Source organism: Sphingomonas sp. SORGH_AS_0950 (genome assembly GCF_030818415.1).
Classification (GTDB): domain Bacteria; phylum Pseudomonadota; class Alphaproteobacteria; order Sphingomonadales; family Sphingomonadaceae; genus Sphingomonas.
The window spans coordinates 2,655,126-2,682,025 of sequence record NZ_JAUTAE010000001.1 but is presented as its reverse complement, the minus strand read 5'-3'; the positions used below and the strand labels follow the sequence as shown (position 1 = coordinate 2,682,025).

22 protein-coding genes and 1 riboswitch are annotated in these 26,900 nt (G+C 68.0%); of the genes, 7 read left to right on the top strand and 15 right to left on the bottom strand.

Going from position 1 to position 26,900, the window contains the following annotated elements; all coding sequences use genetic code 11:
• Window positions 1-102 precede the first annotated feature (102 nt).
• The 3 genes from QE385_RS11870 (at window position 103) to QE385_RS11860 (ending at window position 5,026) form a co-directional block, all read left to right on the top strand.
• Window positions 103-2,202, top strand: coding sequence for a bifunctional (p)ppGpp synthetase/guanosine-3',5'-bis(diphosphate) 3'-pyrophosphohydrolase (locus QE385_RS11870; RefSeq protein WP_307102060.1), 2,100 nt, complete (start codon window positions 103-105; stop codon window positions 2,200-2,202).
• A 381-nt stretch (window positions 2,203-2,583) separates the two neighbouring features.
• Window positions 2,584-3,999, top strand: coding sequence for a M48 family metalloprotease (locus QE385_RS11865; RefSeq protein WP_307102058.1), 1,416 nt, complete (start codon window positions 2,584-2,586; stop codon window positions 3,997-3,999).
• Window positions 4,000-4,033: 34 nt separating this feature from the next.
• Window positions 4,034-5,026, top strand: a complete 993-nt coding sequence (locus QE385_RS11860; RefSeq protein ID WP_307102056.1) for a glycosyltransferase family 2 protein — start codon at window positions 4,034-4,036, stop codon at window positions 5,024-5,026.
• Between the two features lie 305 nt (window positions 5,027-5,331).
• Here the strand turns inward: QE385_RS11860 and pnp are convergent, their stop codons facing one another.
• The 4 genes from pnp to QE385_RS11840 all read right to left on the bottom strand — a co-directional run bounded on the left by pnp (window position 5,332) and on the right by QE385_RS11840 (window position 9,826).
• Complete coding sequence (pnp, locus tag QE385_RS11855) at window positions 5,332-7,656, bottom strand: polyribonucleotide nucleotidyltransferase (RefSeq protein ID WP_307102054.1); 2,325 nt, start codon at window positions 7,654-7,656, stop codon at window positions 5,332-5,334.
• A gap of 250 nt (window positions 7,657-7,906) precedes the next feature.
• Complete coding sequence (rpsO, locus tag QE385_RS11850; RefSeq protein WP_261268525.1) at window positions 7,907-8,176, bottom strand: 30S ribosomal protein S15; 270 nt, start codon at window positions 8,174-8,176, stop codon at window positions 7,907-7,909.
• A 12-nt stretch (window positions 8,177-8,188) separates the two neighbouring features.
• Complete coding sequence (gene truB, locus QE385_RS11845) at window positions 8,189-9,190, bottom strand: tRNA pseudouridine(55) synthase TruB (RefSeq protein ID WP_307102052.1); 1,002 nt, start codon at window positions 9,188-9,190, stop codon at window positions 8,189-8,191.
• Window positions 9,191-9,217: 27 nt separating this feature from the next.
• The gene (locus QE385_RS11840) at window positions 9,218-9,826 is read right to left on the bottom strand and encodes a thymidine kinase (protein ID WP_307102050.1); all 609 of its coding nucleotides are present in this window, start codon (window positions 9,824-9,826) and stop codon (window positions 9,218-9,220) included.
• A gap of 52 nt (window positions 9,827-9,878) precedes the next feature.
• On the opposite strand from QE385_RS11840, the gene QE385_RS11835 reads away from it, so the two are divergent.
• A complete protein-coding gene (locus tag QE385_RS11835) occupies window positions 9,879-10,469 on the top strand; it encodes a YceI family protein (RefSeq protein WP_307102049.1) in 591 nt (196 codons plus the stop codon).
• Between the two features lie 362 nt (window positions 10,470-10,831).
• Here QE385_RS11835 and rbfA read toward each other — a convergent pair whose 3' ends face one another.
• The 6 genes from rbfA to rimP form a co-directional block, all read right to left on the bottom strand.
• Window positions 10,832-11,233, bottom strand: a complete 402-nt coding sequence (gene rbfA, locus QE385_RS11830) for a 30S ribosome-binding factor RbfA (protein ID WP_307102046.1) — start codon at window positions 11,231-11,233, stop codon at window positions 10,832-10,834.
• 101 nt (window positions 11,234-11,334) lie between these two features.
• Window positions 11,335-14,223 (bottom strand): translation initiation factor IF-2, encoded by a 2,889-nt coding sequence (gene infB, locus QE385_RS11825; RefSeq protein WP_307102044.1) that lies wholly within the window; start codon window positions 14,221-14,223, stop codon window positions 11,335-11,337.
• On the bottom strand, window positions 14,220-15,023 hold the full coding sequence (locus QE385_RS11820; RefSeq protein WP_373424659.1) for a DUF448 domain-containing protein: 804 nt from the start codon (window positions 15,021-15,023) through the stop codon (window positions 14,220-14,222). Before QE385_RS11820 ends, infB begins: the two co-directional genes overlap by 4 nt.
• The gene (locus tag QE385_RS11815) at window positions 15,004-15,240 is read right to left on the bottom strand and encodes a 4-oxalocrotonate tautomerase family protein (protein ID WP_307102042.1); all 237 of its coding nucleotides are present in this window, start codon (window positions 15,238-15,240) and stop codon (window positions 15,004-15,006) included. Before QE385_RS11815 ends, QE385_RS11820 begins: the two co-directional genes overlap by 20 nt.
• The gene (gene nusA, locus QE385_RS11810; protein ID WP_307102040.1) at window positions 15,240-16,856 is read right to left on the bottom strand and encodes a transcription termination factor NusA; all 1,617 of its coding nucleotides are present in this window, start codon (window positions 16,854-16,856) and stop codon (window positions 15,240-15,242) included. Before nusA ends, QE385_RS11815 begins: the two co-directional genes overlap by 1 nt.
• Window positions 16,856-17,434 carry a ribosome maturation protein RimP gene (rimP, locus tag QE385_RS11805; protein WP_307102038.1) on the bottom strand — a complete coding sequence of 193 codons (579 nt, stop codon included), beginning with the start codon at window positions 17,432-17,434 and terminating at the stop codon, window positions 16,856-16,858. Before rimP ends, nusA begins: the two co-directional genes overlap by 1 nt.
• Window positions 17,435-17,606: 172 nt before the next feature.
• On the opposite strand from rimP, the gene QE385_RS11800 reads away from it, so the two are divergent.
• Window positions 17,607-18,812, top strand: coding sequence for a PQQ-dependent sugar dehydrogenase (locus QE385_RS11800; RefSeq protein WP_307102036.1), 1,206 nt, complete (start codon window positions 17,607-17,609; stop codon window positions 18,810-18,812).
• A gap of 158 nt (window positions 18,813-18,970) precedes the next feature.
• On the top strand, window positions 18,971-20,224 hold the full coding sequence (locus QE385_RS11795; RefSeq protein WP_307102034.1) for an ROK family transcriptional regulator: 1,254 nt from the start codon (window positions 18,971-18,973) through the stop codon (window positions 20,222-20,224).
• Between the two features lie 185 nt (window positions 20,225-20,409).
• Here the strand turns inward: QE385_RS11795 and QE385_RS11790 are convergent, their stop codons facing one another.
• Complete coding sequence (locus QE385_RS11790; RefSeq protein ID WP_307104702.1) at window positions 20,410-21,813, bottom strand: sugar porter family MFS transporter; 1,404 nt, start codon at window positions 21,811-21,813, stop codon at window positions 20,410-20,412.
• A 203-nt stretch (window positions 21,814-22,016) separates the two neighbouring features.
• Window positions 22,017-23,084 carry a LacI family DNA-binding transcriptional regulator gene (locus QE385_RS11785; RefSeq protein ID WP_307102032.1) on the bottom strand — a complete coding sequence of 356 codons (1,068 nt, stop codon included), beginning with the start codon at window positions 23,082-23,084 and terminating at the stop codon, window positions 22,017-22,019.
• Between the two features lie 114 nt (window positions 23,085-23,198).
• A riboswitch (SAM-I-IV-variant riboswitch) is annotated at window positions 23,199-23,309 on the top strand.
• A gap of 46 nt (window positions 23,310-23,355) precedes the next feature.
• On the opposite strand from QE385_RS11785, the gene QE385_RS11780 reads away from it, so the two are divergent.
• Entirely contained in the window at window positions 23,356-24,426 is a 1,071-nt protein-coding gene (locus QE385_RS11780) for a low specificity L-threonine aldolase (protein WP_307102030.1), read from the top strand.
• 12 nt (window positions 24,427-24,438) lie between these two features.
• On the opposite strand, the gene QE385_RS11775 is transcribed toward QE385_RS11780, so the two are convergent.
• The 3 genes from QE385_RS11775 to QE385_RS11765 form a co-directional block, all read right to left on the bottom strand.
• Entirely contained in the window at window positions 24,439-24,795 is a 357-nt protein-coding gene (locus QE385_RS11775; protein ID WP_307102028.1) for a hypothetical protein, read from the bottom strand.
• 67 nt (window positions 24,796-24,862) lie between these two features.
• Window positions 24,863-25,390 (bottom strand): OmpA family protein, encoded by a 528-nt coding sequence (locus tag QE385_RS11770; protein WP_307102027.1) that lies wholly within the window; start codon window positions 25,388-25,390, stop codon window positions 24,863-24,865.
• A 91-nt stretch (window positions 25,391-25,481) separates the two neighbouring features.
• Window positions 25,482-26,561 carry an AI-2E family transporter gene (locus QE385_RS11765; protein ID WP_307102025.1) on the bottom strand — a complete coding sequence of 360 codons (1,080 nt, stop codon included), beginning with the start codon at window positions 26,559-26,561 and terminating at the stop codon, window positions 25,482-25,484.
• Between the last annotated feature and the right edge of the window lie 339 nt (window positions 26,562-26,900).

Sequence of the window (26,900 nt, the reverse complement as noted above, 5' to 3'; positions counted from 1 at the left end):
GAGAGGGGCTTGAAGAAGAAAGCGGCTTGAGAAGCCCACCCGATCACCCTGATCGCATCAAAAATGTTGCAATGGTCATCCCACCCACGCAAATCTGATCCCGTGCTCCGCCAGTATGAACTCGTCGACCGCGTGCTCGACTATGACCCCCAGGCCGATGAGGCGCTGCTGAACCGCGCTTACGTCTTCTCGATGAAGGCGCATGGCAGCCAGAAACGTGCCTCGGGCGATCCCTATTTCAGCCATCCGATCGAGGTGGCCGGCATCCTGACCGACCTGCATCTGGATGACGAGACGATCGCGACCGCCATCCTGCATGACACGATCGAGGACACGGTCGCCACCTATGACGAGATCGAACGGCTGTTCGGTCCCAATGTCGCGCGGCTGGTCGATGGCGTCACCAAGCTGTCCAAGATCGAGGCGCAGACCGAGAGCGAACGCGCCGCCGAGAATCTGCGCAAGTTCCTGCTCGCCATGTCGGACGATATCCGCGTCCTGCTGGTCAAGCTGGCCGATCGCCTCCACAATATGCGCACGCTCCATCACATCGCGAAGCCGGAGAAGCGCCGCCGCATCGCGAAGGAGACGATGGACATCTATGCCCCGCTCGCCGAGCGGATCGGCATGTACGAGTTCATGAAGGAGATGCAGATGCTCTCCTTCCAGCAGCTCGAACCCGAGGCGTATGAGTCGATCACGCTTCGCCTGGCGCAAATGAAGGAAGGCGGCGGCGACCGGATTTCCAAGATCGCCTCGGGACTGAAGCTGCTGATGTCGCGCGGCGGGGTGGAGGCCGAGGTGACGGGGCGCGAGAAATCGGCCTTTTCGATCTTCCGCAAGATGAACGAGCGGCACATCAGCTTCGAGCAGCTGTCCGACGTCATGGCGTTCCGCGCGATCGTGCCGACCGAGGAGGATTGCTACCGCGCGCTGGGGCTGATCCATCGCCGCTGGCCGATGGTGCCGGGGCGGTTCAAGGATTATATCTCGACGCCCAAGCGCAACGGATACCGCTCGCTCCACACCAGCGTCATCCACGCCGACAATGCGCGTATCGAAATCCAGATCCGCACGCCGGAAATGCATGCCGAGGCCGATTTCGGTCTGGCGGCGCACTGGACCTATAAACAGGCGACCCGCCACGATGCGCAGGTGAGCTGGATTCGCGACCTGGTCGAAATCCTCGACACCTCGGACAGCCCCGAGGAGCTGATCGAGCATACGAAGATGGCGATGTACCAGGATCGCATCTTCGCCTTCACGCCGAAGGGCGAGCTGATCCAGCTGCCCAAGGGCGCGACGCCGATCGACTTCGCCTATGCCGTGCACACCGATCTGGGCGACCAGGCGGTGGGGGCCAAGCTCAACGGGCGGGTGGTGCCGCTGTCGACCGTCATCTCCAATGGCGACCAGGTGCAGATCCTGCGCTCAGCCGGGCAGACGCCGCAGGCGAACTGGCTGAACCTGGCGATCACCGGCAAGGCGCTGGCCGCGATCCGCCGCCATCTGCGCCATGCCGAGCGCGCCGAGCAGGTGACGCTGGGCACCAAGCTGTACGAGGATATCGTCCGGCGTCTGCCCGCCCAGATCGGCGCGGACGCGCTGACCCATGCGCTGCAACGGCTGAAGATGCCCGACGAGGCGCATCTGATGATCGCGATCGCCAGGCGGACCGTGTCGGATGCCGCGGTGATGGAGGCGCTGATGCCGGGCTCGGCAGGCGCGGACGTCGCCGCGCTGCCGCCGCAGTCGAGCGCCATCTCGATCAAGGGGCTGACGCCCGGCGTCGCCTATGACCTGGCGCAATGCTGCCACCCGGTGCCGGGCGACCGCATCGTCGGGCTGCGGCGGCCGGATGCGGGGATCGAGGTGCACGCGATCCAGTGCCCGGTCCTCGCCGAGCTGGCCGACCGGACCGACGAGGAAACCGACTGGGTCGACGTGTCCTGGGGCGACGACAGCGAGGGCGCGACCGCGCGAATCTCGGTGATGGTCAAGAACGAACCCGGCGCGCTGGGCATCCTGGCGACGATCATCGGCCAGCATAAGGCGAACATCATCAACGTCCGGCTGGATACCCGCGACACGCGCTTCCACACGAACCTGATCGATGTGGAGGTGCATGACCTGCAACACCTGATGCGCCTGATCGCCGCCTTGCGCGCGGCGGATGTGGTGAGTTCGGTCGAGCGGGTTTAGGTTCGCGCAGAGGCGCGGAGAACGCAGAGAGGTCCGGCGCGCGGAACGCGCGTCCTGTCATCTTCGACGGTGCATGATGACCGTCGCCAAGGTGGTTGAACGAACCCCCTCTGCGTCCTCCGCGCCTCTGCGCGAACAGAATCTTCTTCGTTCCCCGGCGAAGGCCGGGGCCCAGTAGGGGTGAATGATCGAGAACGCGGGGCGTTTGCCTTCCCACGCATCGTTTCGCGCGCCTTTGGCCGCGAGGAAACTGGACCCCGGCCTTTGCCGGGGAACAATGCGGCATTGGATTTCCTGACATCCGGAGGACGCCTGCGTAACAAAAAGCTGGAACCCCCGACGCGCCTGCGCTTTGGAGACCCCAAACAGGGGAGCCTTAACATGCGTTTCGTCACCGCCGCCGCCATGCTCGCGCTCGTCGCGGCCCCCGTCATCGCCCAGCAGACCCGGTCGATCTCCGCCTCGGACAAGGCGCAGGGGGCACAGGCCAACCCGGAACTGGTGAAGCAATATGGCGGCCGCTACACCGGCCCGCAGGCCGCGTTCGTCGAACGGGTCGGCAAGCGGGTCGCGGTCCAGTCCGGCCTGTCCAACGCGCAGGGCGATTTCGTCGTGACGACGCTCAACTCGCCGGTCGAGAACGCCTTCGCCATTCCCGGCGGCTATATCTATGTCACCCGCCAGCTGCTCGCGCTGATGAATTCCGAGGCCGAGCTCGCCTCGGTGCTGGGCCATGAAGTCGGCCATGTCGCCGCGCGCCATTCGCAGAGCCGCAACACCCGCTCGACCATCGGCTCGATCCTGGCGGCGGGCGCGGGGCTGCTGACCGGCAGCAATATCGCCACCCAGCTGGTGGGCACCGGCGCACAACTCTACACGCTGAAATATGGCCGCGATCAGGAATATCAGGCCGATGGCCTCGGCATCCGTTACATGACCGCCGCCGGATATGATCCCTATGCCTCGGCGGACATGCTCGCCTCGCTGGCCGCGTCGAGCAATCTGGCCGCGCGCACATCCGGCAAGGACGCCAACGCCATTCCGACCTGGGCCTCGACCCATCCCAACAGCGCCGACCGGGTCCGCCGCGCCGCTTCGCTCGCCCAGCAAACCGGCCGCCCCGAAACCACCCCGCCGCAGGACACCGCCTTCCTGCGGATGCTCGACGGCCTGCCCTATGGCGACGATCCCAAGGAGGGCGTGGTCGACGGCCAGAGCTTCCGCCATCCCGGCCTGAAACTGAAATTCACCGCGCCCACCGGCTATGCCATCGCCAATGGCAGCGATGCGGTGACCATCGCCGGTCAGGGCGGCCAGGCCGAGATGCGTCTCGGTCAGGGCAGCGATCTGGGCCAGGCGATCGCGCAGCGCTTCGGCCAGCTCGGCACCGGCACCCCTTCGGGCCAGGTGCAGAACGGGACCGCCAACGGCATCCCCTATGCCTATGTCACCACCCGCGCCGCCGCCAACAACCGCGCGGTCGATGCGACGGTGGTCGCCTATCGCTTCCCCGCCGCGACCTATACCTTCACGCTCGTGACGCCGGCGGGCTCGGGCATCGGACCGTTCCAGCCGCTGCTCGCCTCGGTCGCGCCGCTCTCGACCGCCGAGGCCAACGCCATCCGCGGCAAGAAGATCAGCATCGTCACCGTCCGCCAGGGCGACACGATCGACAGCCTGTCGGCGCGCATGGCCTTTCCCGATTACAAGCGCGAGCGGTTCGTGACGCTGAACGGGCTCGATTCGGAACAAGCGCTGATGCCGGGTCGTTTGGTCAAGCTGGTCGTGAATGGGTGACGGACGCTTCGGACGCCGCTAAACCGGCGGCGTCATGAAGCGCCCTGCCCTGTCCGTCGTCGTCCCCTGCTATAACGAAGCCGCCTGTCTGGACGTGCTGCACGCGCGTATCTCGGGTGCCGCGCGCGCGGCGGTGGGCGAGGATTACGAGATCGTCCTGATCAACGACGGCTCGCGCGACGACAGCTGGCCGGTGATGCAGCGGCTCGCCGCCGCCGATCCGCATCTGGTCGCGATCAACCTGTCGCGCAACCACGGCCACCAGCTGGCGCTGACCGCGGGTCTCGACCTGTGCGCGGGCGAGCAGATCCTGATCATCGACGCCGATCTTCAAGACCCGCCCGAACTCCTCACCGACATGCGCGCGACCATGGCGGCGCAGGGGGCGGACGTGGTCTATGCGGTGCGCCGCAAGCGGGCCGGAGAAACGCTGTTCAAGAAGGCGACGGCGGCGATCTTCTACCGGATGCTCGACCGGCTGACCGACACGCCGATCCCGCTCGACACCGGCGATTTCCGCCTGATGAGCCGCCGTGCGCTCGACGCGTTGCAGTCGCTGCCCGAACAGGCGCGCTTCATTCGCGGCATGGTCGCCTGGGTCGGCTTCCGCCAGGTCCCCTTCCCCTATGACCGCGCCGAGCGGCATGCGGGCGAGACCCATTATCCGCTGGGCAAGATGATCGCGCTGGCCTTCGACGCGGTGACGGGCTTTTCGACCGCGCCGTTGCGCTGGGCCAGCCATATCGGCCTGGCGCTGACGGCGGCATCGCTGTTGCTGCTGGTCTATATCGCGATCGGCTGGCTGACCGGCTCGGCGGTGCAGGGCTGGACCTCGACCATGCTCGTCACCGTCATCCTGGGCGCGGTGCAGATGTTCGTGCTGGGCATGATCGGCGAATATCTGGGGCGGCTCTATATCGAATCGAAGCGGCGGCCGCTCTATCTGGTCGCCGATGTGGCGGGGCCGGTGCAGGGCCATGCCCGGCTGGGCTATAGCGCGCATGAGGGGGCCAAGGACCCCGCCTGACCGCCCTCGCGCGGGTCCGGCGCGGGCGCATCCGCTCCTGCGGGACTTACCCAGCGTTCGTCAGGGTGGTGGTAGCGGGCTGACTTTCGCACGGGAATCTTGACTCCGGAACGCACGCGGCGGGGGTCGGGGCGTGGCCTTCGACTTCGCTCAGGCTGAACGGATTTTCGTGTCCAGACCCATTCCCGAACGCCGTTCAGCCTGAGCGAAGTCGAAGGCCAAGGGAATCACCCACCCGCATTCGCCCCAAACGAAAAAGGGCCCGGGGTTTCCCCCGAGCCCTTTTCCTGCCTCATGGCAAAGGATCAGTCGCGATCGCCGGTCAGGAAGGCCGGAGCGGCGAATTCGGACGAACCGCCCTGCTCGCCGCCTTCGCGACGGGGACGGTCGCCACGGTCGCGACGCGGGCCGCTGCGGCCTTCGCCGCCACGGTCGCCGCCATCGCGACGCGGACCGCGACCGCCTTCACGGTCGCCGCGCGGACCACGGTCACCACGCTCGCCGCGCGGTTCGCGCGCCGGACGATTGTCCTCCAGCTCGGCACCGGTTTCCTGGTCGACGACGCGCATCGACAGGCGGACCTTGCCGCGCGGATCGATCTCGAGGACCTTGACCTTGACTTCCTGGCCTTCGCTCAGGACGTCCGAGACCTTCTCGACGCGCTCGTTCTTGATCTCCGAGACGTGGACCAGACCGTCCTTGCCGCCCATGAAGTTCACGAACGCACCGAAATCGACCAGGTTGACGACCTTGCCGTTGTAGATCTTGCCGACCTCGGCCTCTTCGACGATGCCCTTGATCCAGTTCATCGCGGCTTCGATCTGCGCGGAGTCGGACGAGCTGATCTTGATCACGCCCTCGTCGTCGATGTCGACCTTGGCGCCGGTGGTGGCGACGATCTCGCGGATCACCTTGCCGCCGGTGCCGATCACGTCGCGGATCTTCGACTTGTCGATCGTCATCGTCTCGATGCGCGGCGCATGCGCCGACAGTTCGGTGCGGGTCTCGCCCAGCGCCTTGTTCATCTCGGCCAGGATGTGCGCGCGGCCTTCCTTGGCCTGCGCCAGCGCGACCTTCATGATCTCCTCGGTGATACCGGCGATCTTGATGTCCATCTGGAGCGAGGTGATGCCCTCGGAGGTGCCGGCCACCTTGAAATCCATGTCGCCCAGGTGATCCTCGTCACCCAGGATGTCGGACAGGACGGCGAAGTCTTTGCCTTCCAGGATCAGGCCCATGGCGATGCCCGAGACGGGGCGCTTCAGCGGAACGCCCGCATCCATCAGCGACAGCGAGCCGCCGCAGACGGTGGCCATCGACGACGAGCCGTTCGACTCGGTGATGTCGCTGGTCACGCGGATGGTGTAGGGGAATTCCTCCTTCGACGGCAGCACCGGGTGCAGCGCGCGCCATGCCAGCTTGCCATGGCCGATCTCGCGACGGCCCGGCGCGCCGAAGCGGCCCACTTCGCCGACCGAATAGGGCGGGAAGTTATAGTGCAGCATGAAGTGCTGGTAGGACAGGCCGTTCAGACCGTCGATCATCTGCTCGGCATCCTTGGTGCCCAGCGTCGTGGTCGCGATCGTCTGGGTCTCGCCGCGGGTGAACAGCGCCGAGCCGTGCGAACGCGGCAGGAAGTGGACCTCGGCCTCGATCGGACGGATCTGCGTGGTCGAGCGACCGTCGATGCGGCGGCCGTCCTTCAGGATCGCGGTGCGGACGATCTCGGCTTCCAGCTTCTTGACGAGCTTGGCGGCGACCAGCTGCTCCTGCGGGGTGCGCTCGGCCATGGCGGCCTTCGCCTTGGCGCGGGCCTCGCCCAGCGCGGTCTGGCGCGCCTGCTTGTCGGTCAGCTTGTAGGCGGCGGTGATGTCCTTGCCGACCAGCTTCTTCAACTCGGCCTTCACGGTCTTCTGGTCGTCGCCGACCTTCAGTTCCCACGGGTCCTTGGCGGCCTGCTCGGCGAGATCGATGATCGCGTCGATGATCTGCTGCGACGCCTTGTGCGCGAACATGACCGCGCCCAGCATCACCTCTTCGGAGAGCTCCTTGGCTTCCGACTCGACCATCATCACCGCATTGTGGGTGGCGGCGACGACCAGGTCCAGGTCACCGGCCAGCGCCTCGGCGTCGGTCGGGTTCAGCTGATACTCGCCATCGACATAGCCGACGCGCGCCGCGCCGATCGGGCCCATGAAGGGCACGCCCGAGATGGTGAGCGCGGCCGACGCGGCGACCAGCGCCAGGATGTCGGGCTCGTTCTCGCCGTCATACGAGAGCACCTGGCAGATGCAGTTGATCTCGTTGTAGAAACCTTCGGGGAACAGCGGGCGGATCGGACGGTCGATCAGGCGGCTGATCAGCGTCTCACGCTCGGTCGCACCGCGCTCGCGCTTGAAGAAACCGCCGGGGATGCGGCCCGCCGACGAGAACTTCTCCTGATAGTGAACGGTCAGCGGGAAGAAATCCTGGCCTTCCTTCACATTCTTCGCGGCCGTCACGGCGCACAGCACCACCGTCTCGCCCAGCGTCGCGATCACCGCGCCGTCGGCCTGACGGGCCACCTTGCCGGTTTCGAGGGTCAGCGTCTTGCCGCCCCACTCGATGGCCACTTTCTTGGTATTGAACATGGAATATCCTTCACTCCGACGGGCCTATCCCGCCGGGGCCTATGGGTTGAGCCAAGATTGGCTCTGGAGGTCGACCGAATTGCCGATCCTCCGATCCTGCCCGACCCTATCGTCGGGTTTGATGACATAGAGGCTTTGGGGATGCGCCCTTGCGGCATCCGGTCGGCCCGGTGCTTCATACACCAGCCGATAAAAAAAGGGCACCCCCTGATGGGAGTGCCCTTTTTGGTCGCTTGGCGCGCCCCGCGTCTTACTTGCGCAGGCCGAGCTTGGCGATCAGCGCCAGATAGCGGTCGCCATCCTTGTGACGCAGATAGTCGAGCAGCGAGCGACGCTTGTTGACCAGCATCAGCAGACCGCGACGCGAATGATTGTCCTTCGCATGGGTCTTGAAGTGGCCGGTCAGGTTCTGGATCCGCTCGGTCAGGATCGCGACCTGGACTTCGGGCGAACCCGTGTCACCCTCGGCGCGGGCATGGTCCTTGATGATTTCCTGGCGGCGTTCAGCGGTGATCGACATCGTGGTCCTTTCTTAATCGAGGTTGAAACCGCGCACGACCCGGACGTCCCCGTCCAGCGCCTCCACCAGCGCCACCGGGCGGTCGCCCAGCATCGCGAAATATTGGCCATCGTCAGCGGCAATCCCGACCAGCACACGCCCCTGACGGAGCGCCCCTGCCTGGTCGGGGTCGAGCGCGAGAGCCGGGATGTCGTCCAGCCCCGCCCTCAGCGGCAGGAGTATCTCTTCAAGCCCGCGCGCCTGCCCCATTTCGTTCAATTTGTCCAGCGATATCGCCGAGGCCAGGGTGAACGGCCCCGCCTTGATCCGGCGGAGCATGGTGACATGGCCCACCGTACCCAGCGCCAGCGCGATGTCGCGCGCAAGGGAGCGGATATAGGTGCCCTTGGAGACATGCGCGGTGAGGGTGATGTCTTCCAATCCTCCCTGAGCTTGCTCGGGGAGGGGGACCGCGCCCGCAGGGCGTGGTGGAGGGGCATCGCCGGTCCGTCCCGCCCCTCCACCATCGCTGGCGCGATGGTCCCCCTCCCCAAGCGAGCTTGGGGAGGATTTGAGGGAGTGAATCGTAACGCTGCGACTCGCCAGCACCACCTCTTCCCCGGCCCGCGCCAGGTCATAGGCGCGCTCGCCATCCACCTTCAGCGCGGAATAGGCGGGGGGCACCTGTTCGATCGGGCCGGTGAAGCGCGGCAGCACCGCCTCCAGCGCCGCGCGAGTCGGGCGGACATCGCTCTCAGCGACCACCTCGCCCTCGGCATCCAGCGTCGATGTCTGCGCGCCGAAGCGGATGGTGAAGTCGTACACCTTGTCGCTGTCGAGCATCCGCCCGGCCAGCTTGGTCGCCTCGCCCACCGCGATCGGCAACACGCCGGTCGCCAGCGGGTCGAGCGTGCCGCCATGGCCGACCTTGATCCCCTTGCCATAGCCGCCCTGGCGCAGCACGCGCTTGACCGCGCTCACCCCTTGCGTCGAGCCGAGCCCCAGCGGCTTGTCGAGTATGATCCATCCATGCATCGGACGGGCGTTAGTCGGGCTTGGCCCCTATCTCAAGGACGGTGCCTCAAGCACCGTGCCGCCCGCCAGCGCCTCGCCGAAATGGCGGCGGCACAGCGCGATATAGCGGTCATTGCCGCCGATCTCGGTCTGCGCGCCCTCGGCGATCGCCTGGCCCTGGCCATCGACGCGCAGGTTCATCGTCGCCTTGGCCCCGCAGACGCAGACCGACTTGATCTCGCTGAGCGTGTCGGCCAGCGCCAGCAACCGCGCCGAGCCGGGGAAGAGCTGGCCCTTGAAATCGGTCCTCAGGCCATAGCAGAGCACGGGAATCCGGTGCCGGTCGGCCAGCCTCGCCAGCTGATCGACCTGTTCGGGCGTCAGGAACTGCGCCTCGTCGACCAGGATACAGGCCAGCGGCGTGCGTCCGTGCCGGTCGAGCGCGCAGGCCTCCAGATCGGTGGTCGCCTGGAACGGCGTCGCGGGCTGCGACAGGCCGATTCGCGAGGCGATGGTGCCATAGGCGAAGCGATCGTCGATCGCGGCGGTGAACAGCATCGTGTTCATCCCCCGCTCGCGATAGTTGAAATCGGCCTGCAGCAGCATGGTCGATTTCCCGGCATTCATGCTGGCATAGTAGAAATAGAGCTTGGCCATCCGCCGCCCTTATCGGAAGGGAGCCGCCATTTCGAGCATGGGACGAACCGGCATGTGGGTTGGCACGCGAATGGCGATGGCGGTGGTGGCCATAGGGATGGGTGGCGCCGGATCGGCAACCGCGCTCGGCTCGCTCGCCTATGGCATCGACCCCGCCCATGCGCACGTGCAGGCAAAGGTCGGCTTTTTCGGCCTGGGCAGCAAGACGGCGCGTTTTCCCCGGCTGGAGGGTCGCGTCGCCCTGTCGGACCGGGATGCGCAAGCGGTGACGCTGGACGTGCGGATCGATGCGCAGGCGCTGGAGGCTGGGGATTCGCTGACCCGGTCCCGCCTGCGCGGACCCGATTTCTTCGATGTCGAGCGATACCCCCGCGTGATCTTCCATGGCTCGACCATGACCCGGACCGGACCGCATGGCGCGCAGGTCGCAGGGACGATCACCGCGCGCGGCGTCACCCGTCCGGCGACACTGGCGGTCGACTTCTCACGCGACTTTGCCGCGATGACCGGGCGCGAGCCGGTGCATATCGCAGCGTCGACGCGGATCGACCGACGGGACTTCGGAATGACCGCCTATCCGCTGATCGTCGGGCGACAGGTGACGATCACGATCGACGCCGATCTGGTGCCGGGGCGGGGTTAGAGTTTCTCGCAACGACCGTTCCGGCTGACAGGGGTTCGCGCAGAGGCGCGGAGGACGCAGAGAAGTCTTCTCCGAATCGCCCCCAATGCCCCACCCCGGCGAAGGCCGGGGTCCAGTTGCCACGGGCAGGCGGCGGCGCAGGACGTTTGCCTCCCCCGCCTCGGCGCAACGCGCCATCTACGACAGGGAGACTGGGCCCCGGCCTTCGCCGGGGTGGGGCGAGGTTTGAACGTGGGGCGCTTCTTCTCTGCGCCCTCTGCGCCTCTGCGCGAACCTTTTCCCTTGGCCCCTTCGACTGCCTGCCAAGGCAGGCGCTCAGGACAGGCTTCGACTTCGCTCAGGCTGAACGGAGCGAGGGTCCTTTAGCCCTCGTCCCCCTCCTCCAGATCGCGCGCCACCTTCGGCGAGCGGAGGAGCGAGTCGATATGGCTTCCCTCGTCGAAGCTCTCGTCCGCCAGGAACTTCAGCTTGGCGGCATATTTCATCTTCACCCGGTGCGCGACCTCGCGCTGGAGATAGGCGGTGTTCGTGCGCAGCGCCTTGATGACCACCTCCTCGTCCTTGCCGAGCAGCGGCTTCACGAAGACGGTGGCGTGGCGCAGGTCAGGGGACATGCGCACCTCGGTCACGCTGACCATATGCTTGGCGAGCGTCTCGTCATGCACGTCGCCGCGCGCCAGGATTTCGGACAGGATGTGGCGCACCTGCTCGCCGACGCGGAGCAGGCGGACCGAGGGTTCGGCGGGGTTCTTGGCTTGGACCATGATAGTTCTTCTTCAAACGGAAATCGCGGCCGCCGGGCAGGCGACCGCGATCATGTCCGGCAGAGGCGGGCGGCAGGAGCGATCCCACCACCCTGCCCGCATCAGAGCGAACGCTCGCGCAGTTCGACCTCGAAGGTTTCGAGATAGTCGCCCGCCTTGATGTCGGTGAAGTTCTGCGTGAACGTCACACCACATTCCAGACCGGCGCGAACCTCGGCGACATCGTCCTTGAACCGGCGGAGCGAGTTGATCTCGCCCTGGTAGATGATGACGTCGTTGCGCGTGATGCGCGCCTTGAGCGCCTTGCGGATGACACCCTCGGTGACCAGCAGACCGGCGGCCTTGCCGATCTTGCCCGCCGAGAAGACCTCGCGGATTTCGGCGCGGCCGACGACCGTTTCGAACGCCTCGGGGCCCAGCTCGCCCGCCATGCCCGCCCGGATCTCGTCGATCAGGTCGTAGATGACGTCGTAATATTTCAGCGCCACCTTGTTCCGCTCGGCGATCTCGCGCGCCTTGGCGTTCGCACGGACGTTGAAGCCGATGATCGGCGCACCGCTGGCGGCGGCGAGCGTCACGTCCGACTCGGTGATGCCACCGACGCCCGAGTGCAGGATACGCGCCTTGATGAGGTCGGACGCGATCTTGTTGATCGACGCCACGATCGCCTCGACGGTGCCCTGCGTATCCGCCTTCACGACCAGCGGATATTCCTTGGCCTGGTTCGCCTTCAGCGCCGAGAACATCGACTCCAGGCTGGCCGGGGCCGAGGTGGTGCGCTTCTGGAGCAGCACGCTCTGGCGGTACTCGGCGACCTCGCGGGCGCGGGCCTCGTTCTCGACGACCTGGAGGAGGTCGCCCGCCTGCGGCACGCCCGACAGGCCGAGCACCTCGACCGGCATCGCCGGACCCGCTTCCTTCACCTGACGGCCCTTGTCGTCGACCAGCGCACGGACCTTGCCGCTTTCCGCACCGACGACGAACACGTCGCCGACCTTCAGCGTGCCGCGCGTGACGAGCACGGTCGCGACCGGACCACGGCCCTTGTCGAGCTTGGCCTCGACCACGCTGCCCTCGGCGGCGCGGTCCGGGTTGGCGGCCAGTTCGAGCAGTTCGGCCTGAAGCTGGATCTTCTCGATCAGCGTATCCAGACCGATCTTCTTGAGCGCCGACACCTCGACGTCCTGGGTCTCGCCGCCCATGTCCTCGACCTGCACGTCATGTTCGAGCAGGCGTTCGCGGACGCGCTGGGCATTGGCGTCGTGCTTGTCGATCTTGTTGATCGCCACGATCATCGGCTTGCCCGCCGCCTTGGTGTGGTTGATCGCCTCGATCGTCTGCGGCATCAGCCCGTCATCGGCCGCGACCACCAGCACCACGATATCCGTGACGTCGGCACCGCGCGCGCGCATCTGGGTGAAGGCCTCGTGGCCCGGCGTGTCGAGGAAGGTGATCTTCGACTTGTCCTTCAGCGTGACCTGATAGGCGCCGATATGCTGGGTGATGCCACCGGCCTCACCGCGCACCACATCGGTGCCGCGCAGCGCGTCGAGCAGCGAGGTCTTGCCATGGTCGACATGGCCCATGATCGTCACGACCGGCGGGCGCGGCTGCAGCGATTCCGCCGCATCCTCGCTGGTGTCGAGCGCCAGGTCGATGTCGCTGTCCGAGACGCGGACGATGTTGTGGCCGAATTCGGTCACCAGCAGCTCGGCCGTGTCCTGGTCGATGGTCTGCGTCATCGTGACGGGCATGCCCATCTTGAACAGCGCCTTGACCAGATCCGCGCCCTTTTCGGCCATGCGGTTGGCCAGTTCCTGGACGGTGATCGCCTCGGGCACCTGCACGTCGCGGACCTGCTTGACCTGCGGCTCGCGCGGGCCGCCAAAGCCACGCTTTTCCTTCTCGCGGGCACGCTTCAGCGCGGCAAGCGAGCGGGCGCGGGCGCCGTCCTCGTTCAGGGCGCGCGTGACGGTCAGCTTGCCGCCGCGACGCTCGTCGCCCTTGCGATCGCGCTGCTGCGGACGGCCCGGAGGCGCGTTGCGCGGCGTCGGCTGGCCCGAAGGCATGGAACGCGGCGCGCCACCCGACGGAGCGGAGGCGGTGGTGTTGGTCGGCGCGCTGGCGGCCGGAGTCGCGGCTGCGGCGGGCGCAGGCGCGGGCTTGGGCGCAGGCTTCGGAATCTCGGGACGCTGCACCGGCGAGAAGCGACGCGGCGCGGGCATCGAGGGATCGCGACCCAGGATCGGCGGCGTCGACACCACCGGAGCGGGCGCAGGCGCGGGCTTCGCCGCCACCGGAGCGGGGGCGGGCGTCGGGGCCGGCGCGGGGGTAGGAGCCGGGGCCGGGGCGGGTGCCTCGACCTTGGGCTCTTCCGCCTTGGGCTGCGGCGCCGGGATCACCGGGCGTTCGACCGGACGGAAGGGACGCGGCTGGACCGAGATGGTCGGCGCGGCCGGAGCCGGGGCGGGTTCCGCCGCCGCGACGGGCGCGGGCGCCGGGGTCGGCTCGGGCGCGGGCGCAGGCTCGGGTGCCGGTTCCGGCGCGGGCGGCGGGGCGGCGGCAGCCTCGGCGGCGGCACGCGCGCGCTCTTCGGCCCGCGCACGCTCGTCCTCGGCGCGCTGCTGACGCTCGGCGTCCTCGCGACGACGAATCTCTTCCTGCATGGCGAGGCGCTGTTCCTCGGCTTCACGCAGCAGGCGCGCCTGGCGCTCCTGTGCCGTCTCGTTCGACGGCACCGGGCGACGCGGTGCGACCGGCGCCGCGGCGACGGGCGCTGCGGGCACGGGTTCGGGGGCCTGCGCGGGGGCGGCCGTCTCCGGCGCTCCCCCCTGCGGGCCCAGGACGCGACGGCGCTTCGTCTCGACGATCACGGTGTTCGAGCGGCCGTGGCTGAAGCTCTGCTTCACCTTGCCGGTCTCGACCGTGCGCTTCAGCCCCAGGGGCTGGCGCATTCCGAGTTTCGGCTTGTCGTTGTCGGTCTCGCTCACTCAAAATCCTCGTGTACGGTCACGGCCGGTCGGTCACCAGTAAGGTCGGACGCCGATGCGCCTTGCGAGGCCGTTTCGCAAGGCGTTGCCACAGGGTCGGGTCCGATAAAATGCAGCCAGCGGTCGAGCGCTTCGCTCACCCGCTTTGCCGCGTTACGATCTGTCAGGCCGATGTGTACCACATTTTCGCGGCCCAACGCCAATGACAATATGGGGCGTGTGGCGGGCAACGCCAACCCCTTCAGATCGGAACCTTCACGGTCCGATCCGACGCGCCACGCCTGCGCCAGCTTGCGACAGCCATCCTCGCCCGCATCGGCGGCGTGATAGAGCGCGTGCAGCTGTCCCGAGCGCGCCGCCGTCGCGATCTTGTCCGATCCGGTCAGCAGCATCCCCGAGCGCGACTCGAGTCCCAGCCGATCGAGCGCATTGCGCTCCAGCGCGGCGGTGATCAGCGCGGGCAGGTCGTCGGGGATCGCAAACTCGCCCGTCTTGAACGCGCGCGCCAGTGCCCCCTTCAACCGCCCCTTCGCCATCGCGGCTTCCAGCTCGGTGCGGGTCACGCCGATCCAGCCGCCGCGCCCCGGCGCCTTCGCACGGACATCGGGCAGCACCCGTCCGTCGGGCGCCAGCGCCAGACGGATCAGATGCGGCCGCGCGTCATGCTCGCCGGACAGAATGCAGCGGCGGACCGGCCCGTCGATCGACTCACGGGCCGCCTTCGCGGCGTCTCTGGGGCCCCGGCCCTTCTTGGCCGGAGCATTATTTACGCCAGCGCGCTCATTGTCCCGGTTCCGCATGCGCGTCTCCCGGGGGTTTGGTGGTGGGCGCATCACGGTCGGCGATCAGCTGACCGCCCGCGCCGTAATTTTCGGTCGAGACCTCCTCGATCACGATCTGGACGGCGGCCGGGTTCTTGCCCAGCCGCTCCACCAGCGAACGAGTCACGTCGGCGACGATCTCGGCCTTTTGCTGCTTGGAGGCGGTGCCCGCCAGACGGATCGAGACGAACGGCATCAGGCTTCGTCGCCCTCCGCCTGCGCCGCCTCGACGGCGGGCTCGTCCTCGTCGCCGAACCAGTGCGCGCGCGCGGCCATGATGATCTCATTGCCCTGCTCGTCGCTCAGGCCATATTCGGCCAGGATGCCGCCCTTGGGCGCGGCACGCGGGGTATCGTCGCCGCGACGACGCGGCTCGGCGCGCTTCTTCTCGACCAGCTCGTCGGTCGCCAGGTCGGCGAGATCGTCGAGCGTCTTGATGCCCGCCTTGCCCAGCGTGACCAGCATCGCCTCGGTCAGATAGGGCATCTCGGCCAGCGCGTCCTCGACGCCCAGGCCACGACGCTCGTCGCGGGCGGCCTGTTCGCGGCGGTCCAGCGCTTCCTGCGCACGGCTCTGCAGCTCCTGCGCGAGATCCTCGTCAAAGCCCTCGATCGCGGCCAGCTCGTCCAGCTCGACATAGGCGACCTCTTCCAGCGCGCCGAAGCCCTCGGCGACCAGGAGCTGGGCCAGCGTCTCGTCCACGTCCAGTTCGTTCTGGAACATCTCGGAGTTGGCGACGAACTCCTTCTGGCGCTTCTCGGACGCGTCGGCCTCGGTCAGGATGTCGATCGCCTTGGCGGTCAGCTGGCTGGCCAGACGGACATTCTGGCCGCGACGGCCGATGGCGAGGCTGAGCTGATCGTCGGGGACGACGACCTCGATCCGGTCCTCTTCCTCGTCGATCACGACGCGGCTGACATTCGCGGGCTGGAGCGCGTTGACCACGAAGGTCGCGGTGTCGGGCGACCAGGGGATGATGTCGATCTTCTCGCCCTGCATTTCCTGCACGACGGCCTGGACGCGGCTGCCCTTCATGCCGACGCAGGCGCCGACCGGGTCGATGCTCGAGTCGTGCGAAATCACGCCGATCTTGGCGCGGCTGCCCGGATCGCGCGCGGCGGCCTTGATCTCGATGATGCCGTCATAGATTTCGGGCACTTCCTGCGCGAACAGCTTCTTCATGAAGTCCGGATGCGCGCGGGACAGGAAGATCTGCGGCCCGCGATTCTCGCGGCGCACGTTCAGGATCAGCGAGCGGATGCGGTCGTTCACGCGGACGACTTCGCGCGGGATCTGCTGGTCGCGACGGATCACGCCCTCGGCGCGGCCCAGGTCCACGACGATGTGACCGAACTCGACGCGCTTGACGACGCCGGTGATGATCTCGCCCTGGCGGTCCTTGAACTCGTCATATTGACGGTCGCGCTCGGCGTCGCGGACCTTCTGGAAGATGACCTGCTTGGCCGCCTGCGCCGCGATGCGGCCGAATTCGATCGGAGGCAGCGGATCGACGATGAAGTCGCCGACGCTCGCGCCCTTTTGCAGCTTCTCGGCCCCCTTCAGGTCGATCTGCTTGTAATAGTCGTCGACCTGCTCGACCACCTCGACGACGCGCCACAGGCGCAGGTCGCCCGAGTTCGGATCGAGCTTGGCGCGGATGTCGTTCTCGGCACCATAGCGGGCGCGGGCGGCGCGCTGGATCGCGTCCTCCATCGCCTCGATGACGATGCCCTTGTCGATCATCTTTTCCGAGGCGACCGCATTCGCGATCGCGATCAGTTCCGCCTTGTTGGCGGAAATGGCGGTAGCCATCAGTGCCGTCCTTCCGTGGTGGCGCCGTCCTGTTCGGGCGCGTCCTGATAATAAACCTCTTCCGCGCCCTCGAAGGACAGCGGCACCGTCGCGGCGATCAGCCGGTCGGTCATGACGAGCTTGGCGTCCTCGATCGCGGCGAAGGGCAGTTCGTGGCGAACCCCCTCGGCATCGGTGATCGCCACCGTCTCGCCCTCGACCCCGTTCAGGTCGCCCTTGAACTGCTTGCGGCCGTTCAGCTTCTCAGCCAGCGTGATCCGCGCCTCATGCCCCGCCCAGTCGGCGAAGTCCTTCAGCCGGGTCAGCGGGCGGTCGATACCGGGCGAGGAGACCTCCAGCCGGTACGCATGGTCGATCGGGTCGCGGCCCTCGGCCTCCAGCGCGTCCATCACGTCCGAGATGCGGCGCGACAGGTCGGCGCAATCGTCGATGTTCAACTGGCGCGTGTCGGGACGCTCGGCCATCACCTGGAGCGTGGGGTCCGACGTGCCGCCATACATCTTCACGCGCACGAGCTCGAAGCCGAGCGCTTTCGCCTCGGGTTCGATGAGTTGCGTCAGAAGGGCGATGTCCGCCATGAAAGCTCCAGATGTGCCGGTGCGCTGCCGCGGAACCCGTCCCGCAGCCTCTTTCACCCGACGATGTAAGAGAATGCCGCATTCTATACACATATCCCCCTGACGAAACAAGCATCCATGCCGAAGCGTTGGCGGCCCATCGGGCCGACAGGGCCAACCGGGAGAGTAGATCATGAAACTGCCGTTGCTCGCCGCCTTGCCGGTGGCGCTTCTCGCCTGTTCGGGCAACGGGCCGGGGCCCGACGAGACCGGAAACGCCCCGTCGGTCGCGGTGACGCCGGGCGGCACGCCGACCCCGACGCCCTCCCCCTCGGCCACTCCGCCCGCCACCGTGGTCGACGGCCAGCCCTTTGGCCGCACGGTCGTCGCCGATTTCGACGCGCCCTGGGCGATGACCTTCCTGCCCGACCGGCGGATGCTCGTCACCGAGAAGGACGGCCGGATGCTGCTGGTCGGCGCGGACGGGCAACAGCGCCAGACGATCGCGCGGATCGGCGTCGATTCGGCGGGCCAGGGCGGGTTGATGGACGTGGTCCTCGCCCCCGATTTCGCACAGAGCGGCCGCGTCTATTTCAGCTATTCGGCCGCGACCGAGGGCGGCAAGCATGTCGTGCTGGCGCGCGGCACGCTGCGTGAAACGAACGGCACCGCGCAGTTGGCGGGCATCGAGACCCTGTGGAGCGCCAGCCCCGCCGTCACCGGCGACGGCCATTATTCGGGCCGCATCGCCTTTTCGCCCGACGGCCAATATCTGTTCTTCACCGCTGGCGACCGGCAGAAATTCACCCCCGCCCAGGACCCCAAGGCGACGCTGGGCAAGGTCCTGCGCCTGACCCCGGACGGGAAGCCCGCGCCGGGCAATCCGTTGGCCGCCCAGGGTTTCGATCCGGCCGTCTGGTCCTATGGCCATCGCAACCTGCTCGGCCTCGCGTTCGACGCCTCGGGCAATCTGTGGGAACAGGAAATGGGGCCCAAGGGCGGCGACGAAGTCAATTTGATCCTGCCGGGCCGCAATTACGGCTGGCCCAATGCCTCCAACGGATCGCATTATGACGGGCGCGACATTCCCGACCACCGCGCGGGCGATGGCTATGAGGCGCCCAAGGTCTCGTGGAACCCGGTGATCTCGCCGGGCGGGCTGATGATCTATTCGGGATCGCTCTTCCCGCAGTGGCGCGGCGACGCGTTCATCGGCGGCCTGTCGAGCAAGGCGCTGGTCCGCGTCGACCTGAACGGCACCAGCGCGGCCAAGGGCGACCAATGGAACATGGGCGCGCGCATCCGCGAGGTCGAGCAGGGCCCCGACGGCGCCATCTATGTGCTGGAGGATGGCGGCGAATCGCAGGGGCGGCTGATCCGCCTGACACCCGCCGCCTGATCGCACCGACCCGCAAGGCGGGGTCGCCCGGACGCTGGCCGGGCGGCCCTGCGGCAATACCATTTGCGATATTCTACGATACCACTTGACCTCGACGGTCCATCCCGCCGATCCAAGCGTATAACAGGGAGCGGATGGGGGTCCGCTTCACAAGGGAGATGGATCATATGCGAGCGGTGCCGCTCCTGTCGCCAGAGCGCGGGCGACCTGCCGATGGGCATGCCCGCGACGCCCGCCTGTCGCGCGGTCTGTCGGGCACCAATCTGGAGCGGGCGGGCGACTATAATCTGCGCACCGTCCTGCAGGTCATCCGCTTCCACCGCGAAACCACGCGAGTCGCGATCGCCAACGAAACCGGGCTGACGCCGCCGACCATCGCCAACATCACCGGCCGCCTGACCGATATGGGGCTGGTCCGTACCGCCGGGCGGCTGCATGGCGGGCGCGGCCAGCCGGCGCTCAAGATCGAGCTGTGCCCCGAGGGCGCGTTCGGGATCGGGCTGACCATCGACCGCGATCATCTGTCGCTGGCGATCCTCGACCTGAGCGGCACGGTGCGCGCCCGCGCCACCCGTGAGATCGCCTTTGCCGGGCCGGAAGAGGTGGTCGCCTTCCTGCGCGAGACGCTGGACGCGGCGCTGGCCGAGGGGGCGGTCGACCGGGCGCGCATCCTGGGTGTCGGCGTCGCCATGCCCGACGGGCTCGGCCGCTCGCTGCCCGACCAGCCCGAGGATTATGCCCAGTGGGACGCGGTCGACCTCGACGCGCTGCTCGCCCCGGTGCTGCCCTGGCCGGTGCTGCGCGACAATGACGCCGCCACCGCCGCGCTGGGCGAGGCGCAATATGACGAGACTTTCTCCTGCCCCAGCTTCTTCTACCTGCTGATCACCGCGGGGCTAGGCGGCGGGCTGATCATCGACCGCTCCTATCATCGCGGCGCGCATCGCCGGTCGGGCGAGATCGGGCTGATCCCCGATCCCAGCGCCGGGCGCGCCGGGGCGATCGTGCAGGATACCGTGTCGCTGGCGGGCTTGCGCGTCCGGCTGGCGGCGGCGGGCCGCGCCTTCGGGTCGCCCGAGACGCTGGGCGAGCATGACGATCCGGTCGTCTGCGCGGTGATCGACCAATGGGTCCAGGACTCGGTCGCGGCGCTGACCCAGCCCTTCGTCGCGGTCACCACCCTGTTCGACCCCGACGCCATCCTGATCGGCGGACGCCTTCCCGGCTGGCTGATCGTCCGGCTGGCCGACGGGCTGAAACAGGCGCTGGCCGCGATCGAGCTGCCCGCCCGCCCCGAAATCCGCCCCGCCCGCATGGCGCAGGACGCCCCCGCCATCGGCGCGGCGATGCTGCCCTTCATGGACCGGCTGCTGCCCTCCGATTCGATCCTGATCCAGGCCGGGCGGGGCTGAGGGGCACACCCCTTCGTTCGGCCTGAGCGCAGTCGAAGGCCACGCCCCCAGCCTCTCCCCTGCCCCCTGGGATGAGGGATTCCCTTGGCCTTCGACTTCGCTCAGGCTGAACGGACGGGCGCGCGCATAGAAAAAGGCCCGCCCCCCCGGAGGGAGCGGGCCTCGCCAGGTCTGGGACCTGCGGATCAGCCCGCCATGTCTTCCAGTTCGCGACCACGGGTCTCGTTCACCATCGCCTTGACGAAGAAGAACGACGCCGCCGCGAAGAAGGCATAGCCGAAATAGGTGACGCTGAGCCCCGGCGACACCGCCAGCGCGGGGAAGCTGACCGAGATCGCGGCATTGGCGATCCACTGGGCAAAGCCCGACACCGCCAGGCCCGATCCGCGAATCTGGTTGGGGAACATTTCGCCCAGCATGACCCACATGACCGGGCCCCAGCTGGCGTTGAAGAAGATGACGTACAGATTCGCCGCGACCAGCGCGATCACGCCGTTGTTGCCCGGCAGGGTCACGCCGCCGTTCGCGCCGGTGACGGCGGTCGAAAAGGCATAGGCGACGATCGCCAGCGTCACCGCCATGCCCGCCGAACCGATCAGCAACAGCGGCTTGCGCCCGATCCTGTCGACGGTCGCGATGGTGAACAGGCAGGCGCCGATCGACAGCACGCCCGACAGGATGTTGGTCTGGAGCGCGTAATCCTCCGAGAAGCCGACCGCTTCCCACAGGGTCGCGCCGTAATAGAAGACGACGTTGATGCCGACGAGCTGCTGGAACACCGCCAGGCCGATGCCCGCCCACAGGATCGGGCGAATCCGGCCGGTCGCCTTGTCGACCAGGTCGGACAGCTTGGGCTTGTGCTGGTCGGCGGCCAGGCTGCCACGAATATCGGCGACCTTGAGGGTCGCCTCGGCCTCGCCGAACAGCTTGGTCAGCACGGCATGCGCCTCGGCATCGCGGCCCTTGGCGACCAGGAAGCGCGGGCTTTCGGGGATGATCGACAGCGCCGCGAAATAGATCGCCGCCGGGATCGCCTGGAGCCAGAACATCCAGCGCCAGGCGGGGAAGCCCAGCCAGAATTCGGCGGTCGAGCCACCGGCATAGCGGGCCAGCGCGAAATTGGCGACGAAGGCGCCGGTCAGGCCGGTGATGATCATCACCTGCTGCACGCTCGACAGGCGGCCGCGAATCGAGGCGGGGGTCACTTCGGAGATATAGACCGGCGAGATCACGCTGGCCGCGCCGACGCCCAGGCCGCCGATGATGCGCGCGAGGATGAAGATCGCCGAGCTGCCCGCCGCACCGGCCAGCAGCGCGCTGACCAGGAAGAGCCCCGCGGCCAGCATCATGACGTTGCGGCGGCCAATCGCGTCGGCCAGCCGCCCCGCGCCGAACGCGCCGATCGCCGAGCCGACCAGGATCGCGCCGACATTGACGCCGACGCCCAGGCGGCCGAGGTCGAACGCGGCCTCCAGCCCCTTCTGGGTGCCGTTGATGACGCCCGAGTCGTATCCGAACATGAAACCGCCGATCGTCGCGACGACGACGATGGCGGCGATGAATCCATGGTTGACGCTGCCTGCGGTCAACCCTCTCGCATTATCGGTCACTCGGGCCCTCTCCTCGTCGCTGCGTGGCGTCTTCGCCTATCCGCACGAACTCGTCCTGTCACCGGTCCAAGATGCGACCGGCCTTCCGTGGTAACGCTATCTTAAATCATCGCTTCGTCAAGCGGGCGCGCGCGCATCCTGTCCCATGCCGGACGGATTCGCGGCCGCCGCCCGCACCGTCGTCAGATTTCGCGCGGGCGGCGGCGCGGCGCGGCATCCGACTGGCGGCGAATCAGGCTGTAATCCAGCAGGCGATGGTCGACCGCCTCGGCGCTTTTCTGGCGGATCACGGTCGCGATCATCTCCACCGCCGCGCGGGCCATGTCGGCGATCGGCTGGTGGATGGTGGTCAGCTCGGGCCAGATGGTGGTCGACAGCGTGGTGTCGTCGAACCCGCAGACCGTCAGGTCGCTGGGCACGTCCAGCCCGCGCCGATGCGCCACCGCGACCGTCGCCGCCGCCATGTCGTCGTTCGACGCGATGATCGCGGTCGGCGGCTCGGCCAGGTCGAGCAGCCGCTCGGCGGCGTCCAGCCCCGAGCGATAGGTATAGAGGCCAGGCGCCACCAGCGCCTCGTCAAAGGGCACGCCCGCCGCCTCCAGCGCGGCGCGGAACCCCTCATACCGGCGCGCGCTGGCCGACAGATTGGGATTGCCGCAGATGAAGCCGATCCGGCGATGGCCCAGCGTCATGACGTGGCGCGTCATCTCCTCGGCGGCGGCGCGGTCGTCGATCTGGACCGCCATGGTCGTGCCGGGCATCTCCTCGGCGGGCACGCCGGTCGCCACGACGATGGCGGGCACCCCCGCCTCGCCCAGCAGCGACAGGACCGCATCCGCCTCGCACAGGGGCGGCGGCAGGATCACGCCGTCGATCCCGCCCGCGATCAGGTGCCGGGCGACCTCCACCTCATGCTCGCCGATCTCGCATTTCTCGACCACCATCTGGATGTCGAGGCGCGAGGCCTGGTCCAGCGTGCCGAGCAGGAATTCGCTGAGAAAGCCCTGGCTGGGGTTGCTGTACAGCATCCCCACCCGGATCTGCGCCGCGCCCGCCAGGCTGCGCGCGGCGGGGTTGGGCGCATAGTTCAGCTGGGCGATCGCCGCCTCGACCTTTTCGCGGGTGGCGGGGCGGACATTGGCCTCGTTGTTGATGACGCGCGATACGGTCATCAGCGACACGCCCGCCGCGCGCGCGACATCGCTGATCGTGGGAGCGCTGCTGCCGCGGCGCGAGGTCCTGATGCTCATAACGTTTACGCTTCCACCTTTCGGCGACGATACGCAATGCTTTGCGCTATTTTGGTCGGCTTAGTCCGATCCGGCCGCGCGGCTTGATTTCCCCCCGCCGCGCGGCTAGGGGCGACGCAGCATCAAGAGTCGGGCCGTCGCCCGGCACCAACCTGCCTCCCGGCAAGGTGGTGCCTCTCCCCTTCGGAGAGGGATGTGGCCAGACCGGCAACAACGGGACGATCAGCCACTTTCCTCATCCCGACTCGCCCATAGGCACGAAGGATTTGTGATGGACGCGGCCATTCCCCAACACCCTGCCCCCCAGCAATTCGCCAGCGACAATTATGCGGGCATCTGTCCGGAGGCCTGGGCGGCGATGGCCGAGGCGAACCAGGGCTATGTCCCCGCTTATGGCGAGGACCCGTTCACCGACCGCGCCGCCGACGCGTTCCGCACGCTGTTCCAGACCAAGTGCGAGGTGTTCTTCGCCTTCAACGGCACGGCGGCCAACTCGCTGGCGCTCGCCGCGCTGTGCCAGAGCTATCACAGCGTCATCTGCTCGGCCTCGGCGCATGTCGAGACCGACGAATGCGGCGCGCCGGAATTCTTCTCGAACGGCTCCAAGCTGCTGGTGGCGCAGACCGAGGACGGCAAGCTGACCCCCGACGCGGTGCGCGCGCTCGCCACCGGCCGGTCGGACATCCATTTCCCCAAGCCGCGCGCGGTGACGATCACCCAGCCCACCGAGACGGGGCAGGTCTATACGCTGGCCGAAATCCATGCGCTGTCGGCGACCTGTCGCGAACTGGGGCTGCGCCTGCACATGGACGGCGCCCGCTTCGCCAATGCCTGCGCCGCGCTCGGCTGTTCGCCCGCCGACATGACGTGGCGCGCCGGGGTCGACGTGCTGTGCTTCGGCGGCACCAAGAACGGCATGGCGGTGGGCGAGGCGATCCTGTTCTTCGACCCCGTGCTGGCCGAGGATTTCGACTATCGCTGCAAACAGGCGGGGCAGCTGGCGTCGAAGATGCGCTACCTCGCCGCGCCGTGGATCGGGATGCTCGACACCGGCGCCTGGCTGTCCAACGCGACCCATGCCAATGGCTGTGCCCGGCGGCTGGCCGACCGGGTGGCGGGCCTGCCCGGTATCGCGCCGATGTTCCCGGTCGAGGCCAATGCGGTGTTCCTGAGCGCGCCGCCCGCCGTCCTCGAAGCCTTACGCGCGCGCGGCTGGCGCTTCTATACCTTCATCGGCGGGGGCGCGCGGTTCATGTTCGCTTGGGACGCCGATCCAGCGCGGGTCGACCAGCTGGGCGACGATATCGCGGCGGTCGCGATGGAGGGGCTGGAGGCGGCGTAAGCCGCCCGCCGGTCATCCGTCGGTCAGAGGCGGGGCCGCCAGCAGGCGGTCGAGCCAGGCCTGCGCCTGCCGGGGTTCGCCGACCGCCTCGAGCCCGACCGGCCCCCGCGCGGCCAGGAACTCCGCATGAAGGCCGAACGGCGGCAGCCCCAGCTGCTCACGCGCGTCGTCGATGCTTTCGCCGATCTCGGTCAGTTGCGCGACGACCGGTGCCGCCGCCGCCCGCGCCGCGCGGTCCTTGCGATGATCGAACAGCCCCCATTTGCCCGCCGCCGTGGTGCGCAGCGCGGCGATCAGCGCCTCGCGATATTCGCCTTCCATATCCACGCGGTGCGCGTCGAGGCGAGCAAGTCGATCAGCCTTGGCCATGCCCATCCCCCTAAAGGGCGGCGCTCCGGTCCGCAATTCGGGGTGACCGGCGCGATTCCGTCGACGGTCAGGCGGCGGGGTCCATTTCGATCTCGACCCGGCGGTTACGCGCACGACCCGCGCTGTCGTCGCTGCCATCGGGCTTGGCATTGGGGGCGATGGGACGCGTCTCGCCGAGCGCAATCACCTCGATCCGCGTGGGCGCGATGCCCCGCGCCGCCAGATAGTCGCGCACCGCCTCCGCGCGCTTGCGCGACATGCGGCGATTGGAGTCGTCATCGCCCTCGCTGTCCGAATGGCCCCGCAGGACGATCCGCCCTTGCCCCGCCGCCCGGTCGCCGGCCAGCCGGTCGAGCGCGGCGCGGGCCTCGGCGTTCAGCGCCGCGCCGCCTTGGGGAAAGCCGATGGTCGGGCCGACCCGGCCCGCGACGGCGTCCGATCGCGGCTCCGCCGGACGGGCGGGTGAAGCGGGCTCGGGCACGGGCACTTCGATCACCGTTCCCCGGCTGGCCGTTGCGGACGTGCGCTCGCGGCATCCGCCCAGCACCACCGCGAGCCCGATGATCGCCATCCACCCGCCCGATCGCACCCTCATTACCGTCCCTTTGCCCCAGGCGCACCCCTGCCCCCGTGGCGGCGGACCATAGGGATCGGCTTGCTGCCGTGCAAACCGCGGCGGCGCGTGGTCAGGCCGCCGTTTCGGCAGCCGGGACCGCCCCGCGCTGCTCGCTCAGGATGCGCCATCCCGCCAGGAACAGCGCGGCGACCGCCGGTCCGACGACGATGCCGCTCAACCCCAGCAGCTCGATCCCGCCCAGCGTCGTCAGCAGCACGATCCAGTCGGGCAGCCCCGTGTCGCGCCCGACCAGGATCGGCCGCAGGATATTGTCGGCCAGCCCGATGACCAGCACGCCCGAAGCGACGACCACCGCCCCCTGCCAGACCGCGCCGGTCGCGAGCAGATAGATGGCGACCGGCCCCCAGATGATTGCGGGGCCGATCGCGGGCAGCAGCGCCGCGATCGCCATCAGCACGCCCCAGAGCAGCGCGGCGGGCACGCCGACGATCCAGAAGGTGATCGCGCCCAGCGCTCCCTGCACCAGCCCGACGATGACCGATCCTTTGATGGTGGCGCGCACCACCGCGACGAAGGTATCGACCAGCCGTGTCGCCACGCCCCGGTCCAGCGGCAGCGCGCGAACGAAATCGGGGCCCAGCCGGTCGCCGTCACGGATCAGGAAGAAGGTGACATAGAGCCCCACGCCAAAGGCCAGCGCAAAGGCGAAGGCGTTGCGCCCGATCGACAGCGCCTGGGTCGCGATCTGGCTGACGCTGCTGCTGAGCGTGCGCGAGACGCGCGCCTGAAGCCCCTCGAAACTGCCGACGCCCGAATTGTCCATCGCCTGGCGCAGCCGCTGGGGAAGCGCGTCGCGGACCTGCTGGAAATATTGTGCGAAGTCGATCTGGCCGCTGCGCATCTTCAGATAGACGCCCGACGCCTGGTCGACGACCATGCTGCCGATCAACAGGGTCGGCACCACCACGGCAAAGGTGATGATCAACATGGTCAGCCCGGCGGCGAGATTGCGCCGCCCGCCGGTCTTGGTCAGCAACCACTGGAACAGCGACCGAAACAGGATCGCCGCCAGCCCCGCCCAGAGCAGCGCGATCAAAAAGCCCGAAATCACCGCGATCAGGCCGATGGTGACGATCGCCAGGAAGAGGATGAATCCCCCTCGCTCGATCCGATGGCGGTCGATGGTCATGCTGCCGTCCCCTTTTGCATCGCGCCCCAACCGTCACGGCGACGGAACGGTTCCGTAATCGGGGTTGGCCAGGATGGGAGAACCTCCAATATTCGATCCAGCCCTACACCCCGTTCAGCCTGAGCGAAGTCGAAGGCCAAGGGAATCCGATGATCCCACGTTTGGAGAGCGATCCGCGTGGCCTTCGACTTCGCTCAGGCTGAACGGAGGTTTTGGCTATTCCTCCCTGCGAGGGGAGGTGGCAGCCCGAAGGGCTGACGGAGGGGTGTCGCGCTCTCGATCGGGTGACACCCCTCCACCATGCTGCGCATGATCCCCCTCCCCTTGCAGGGGAGGAAA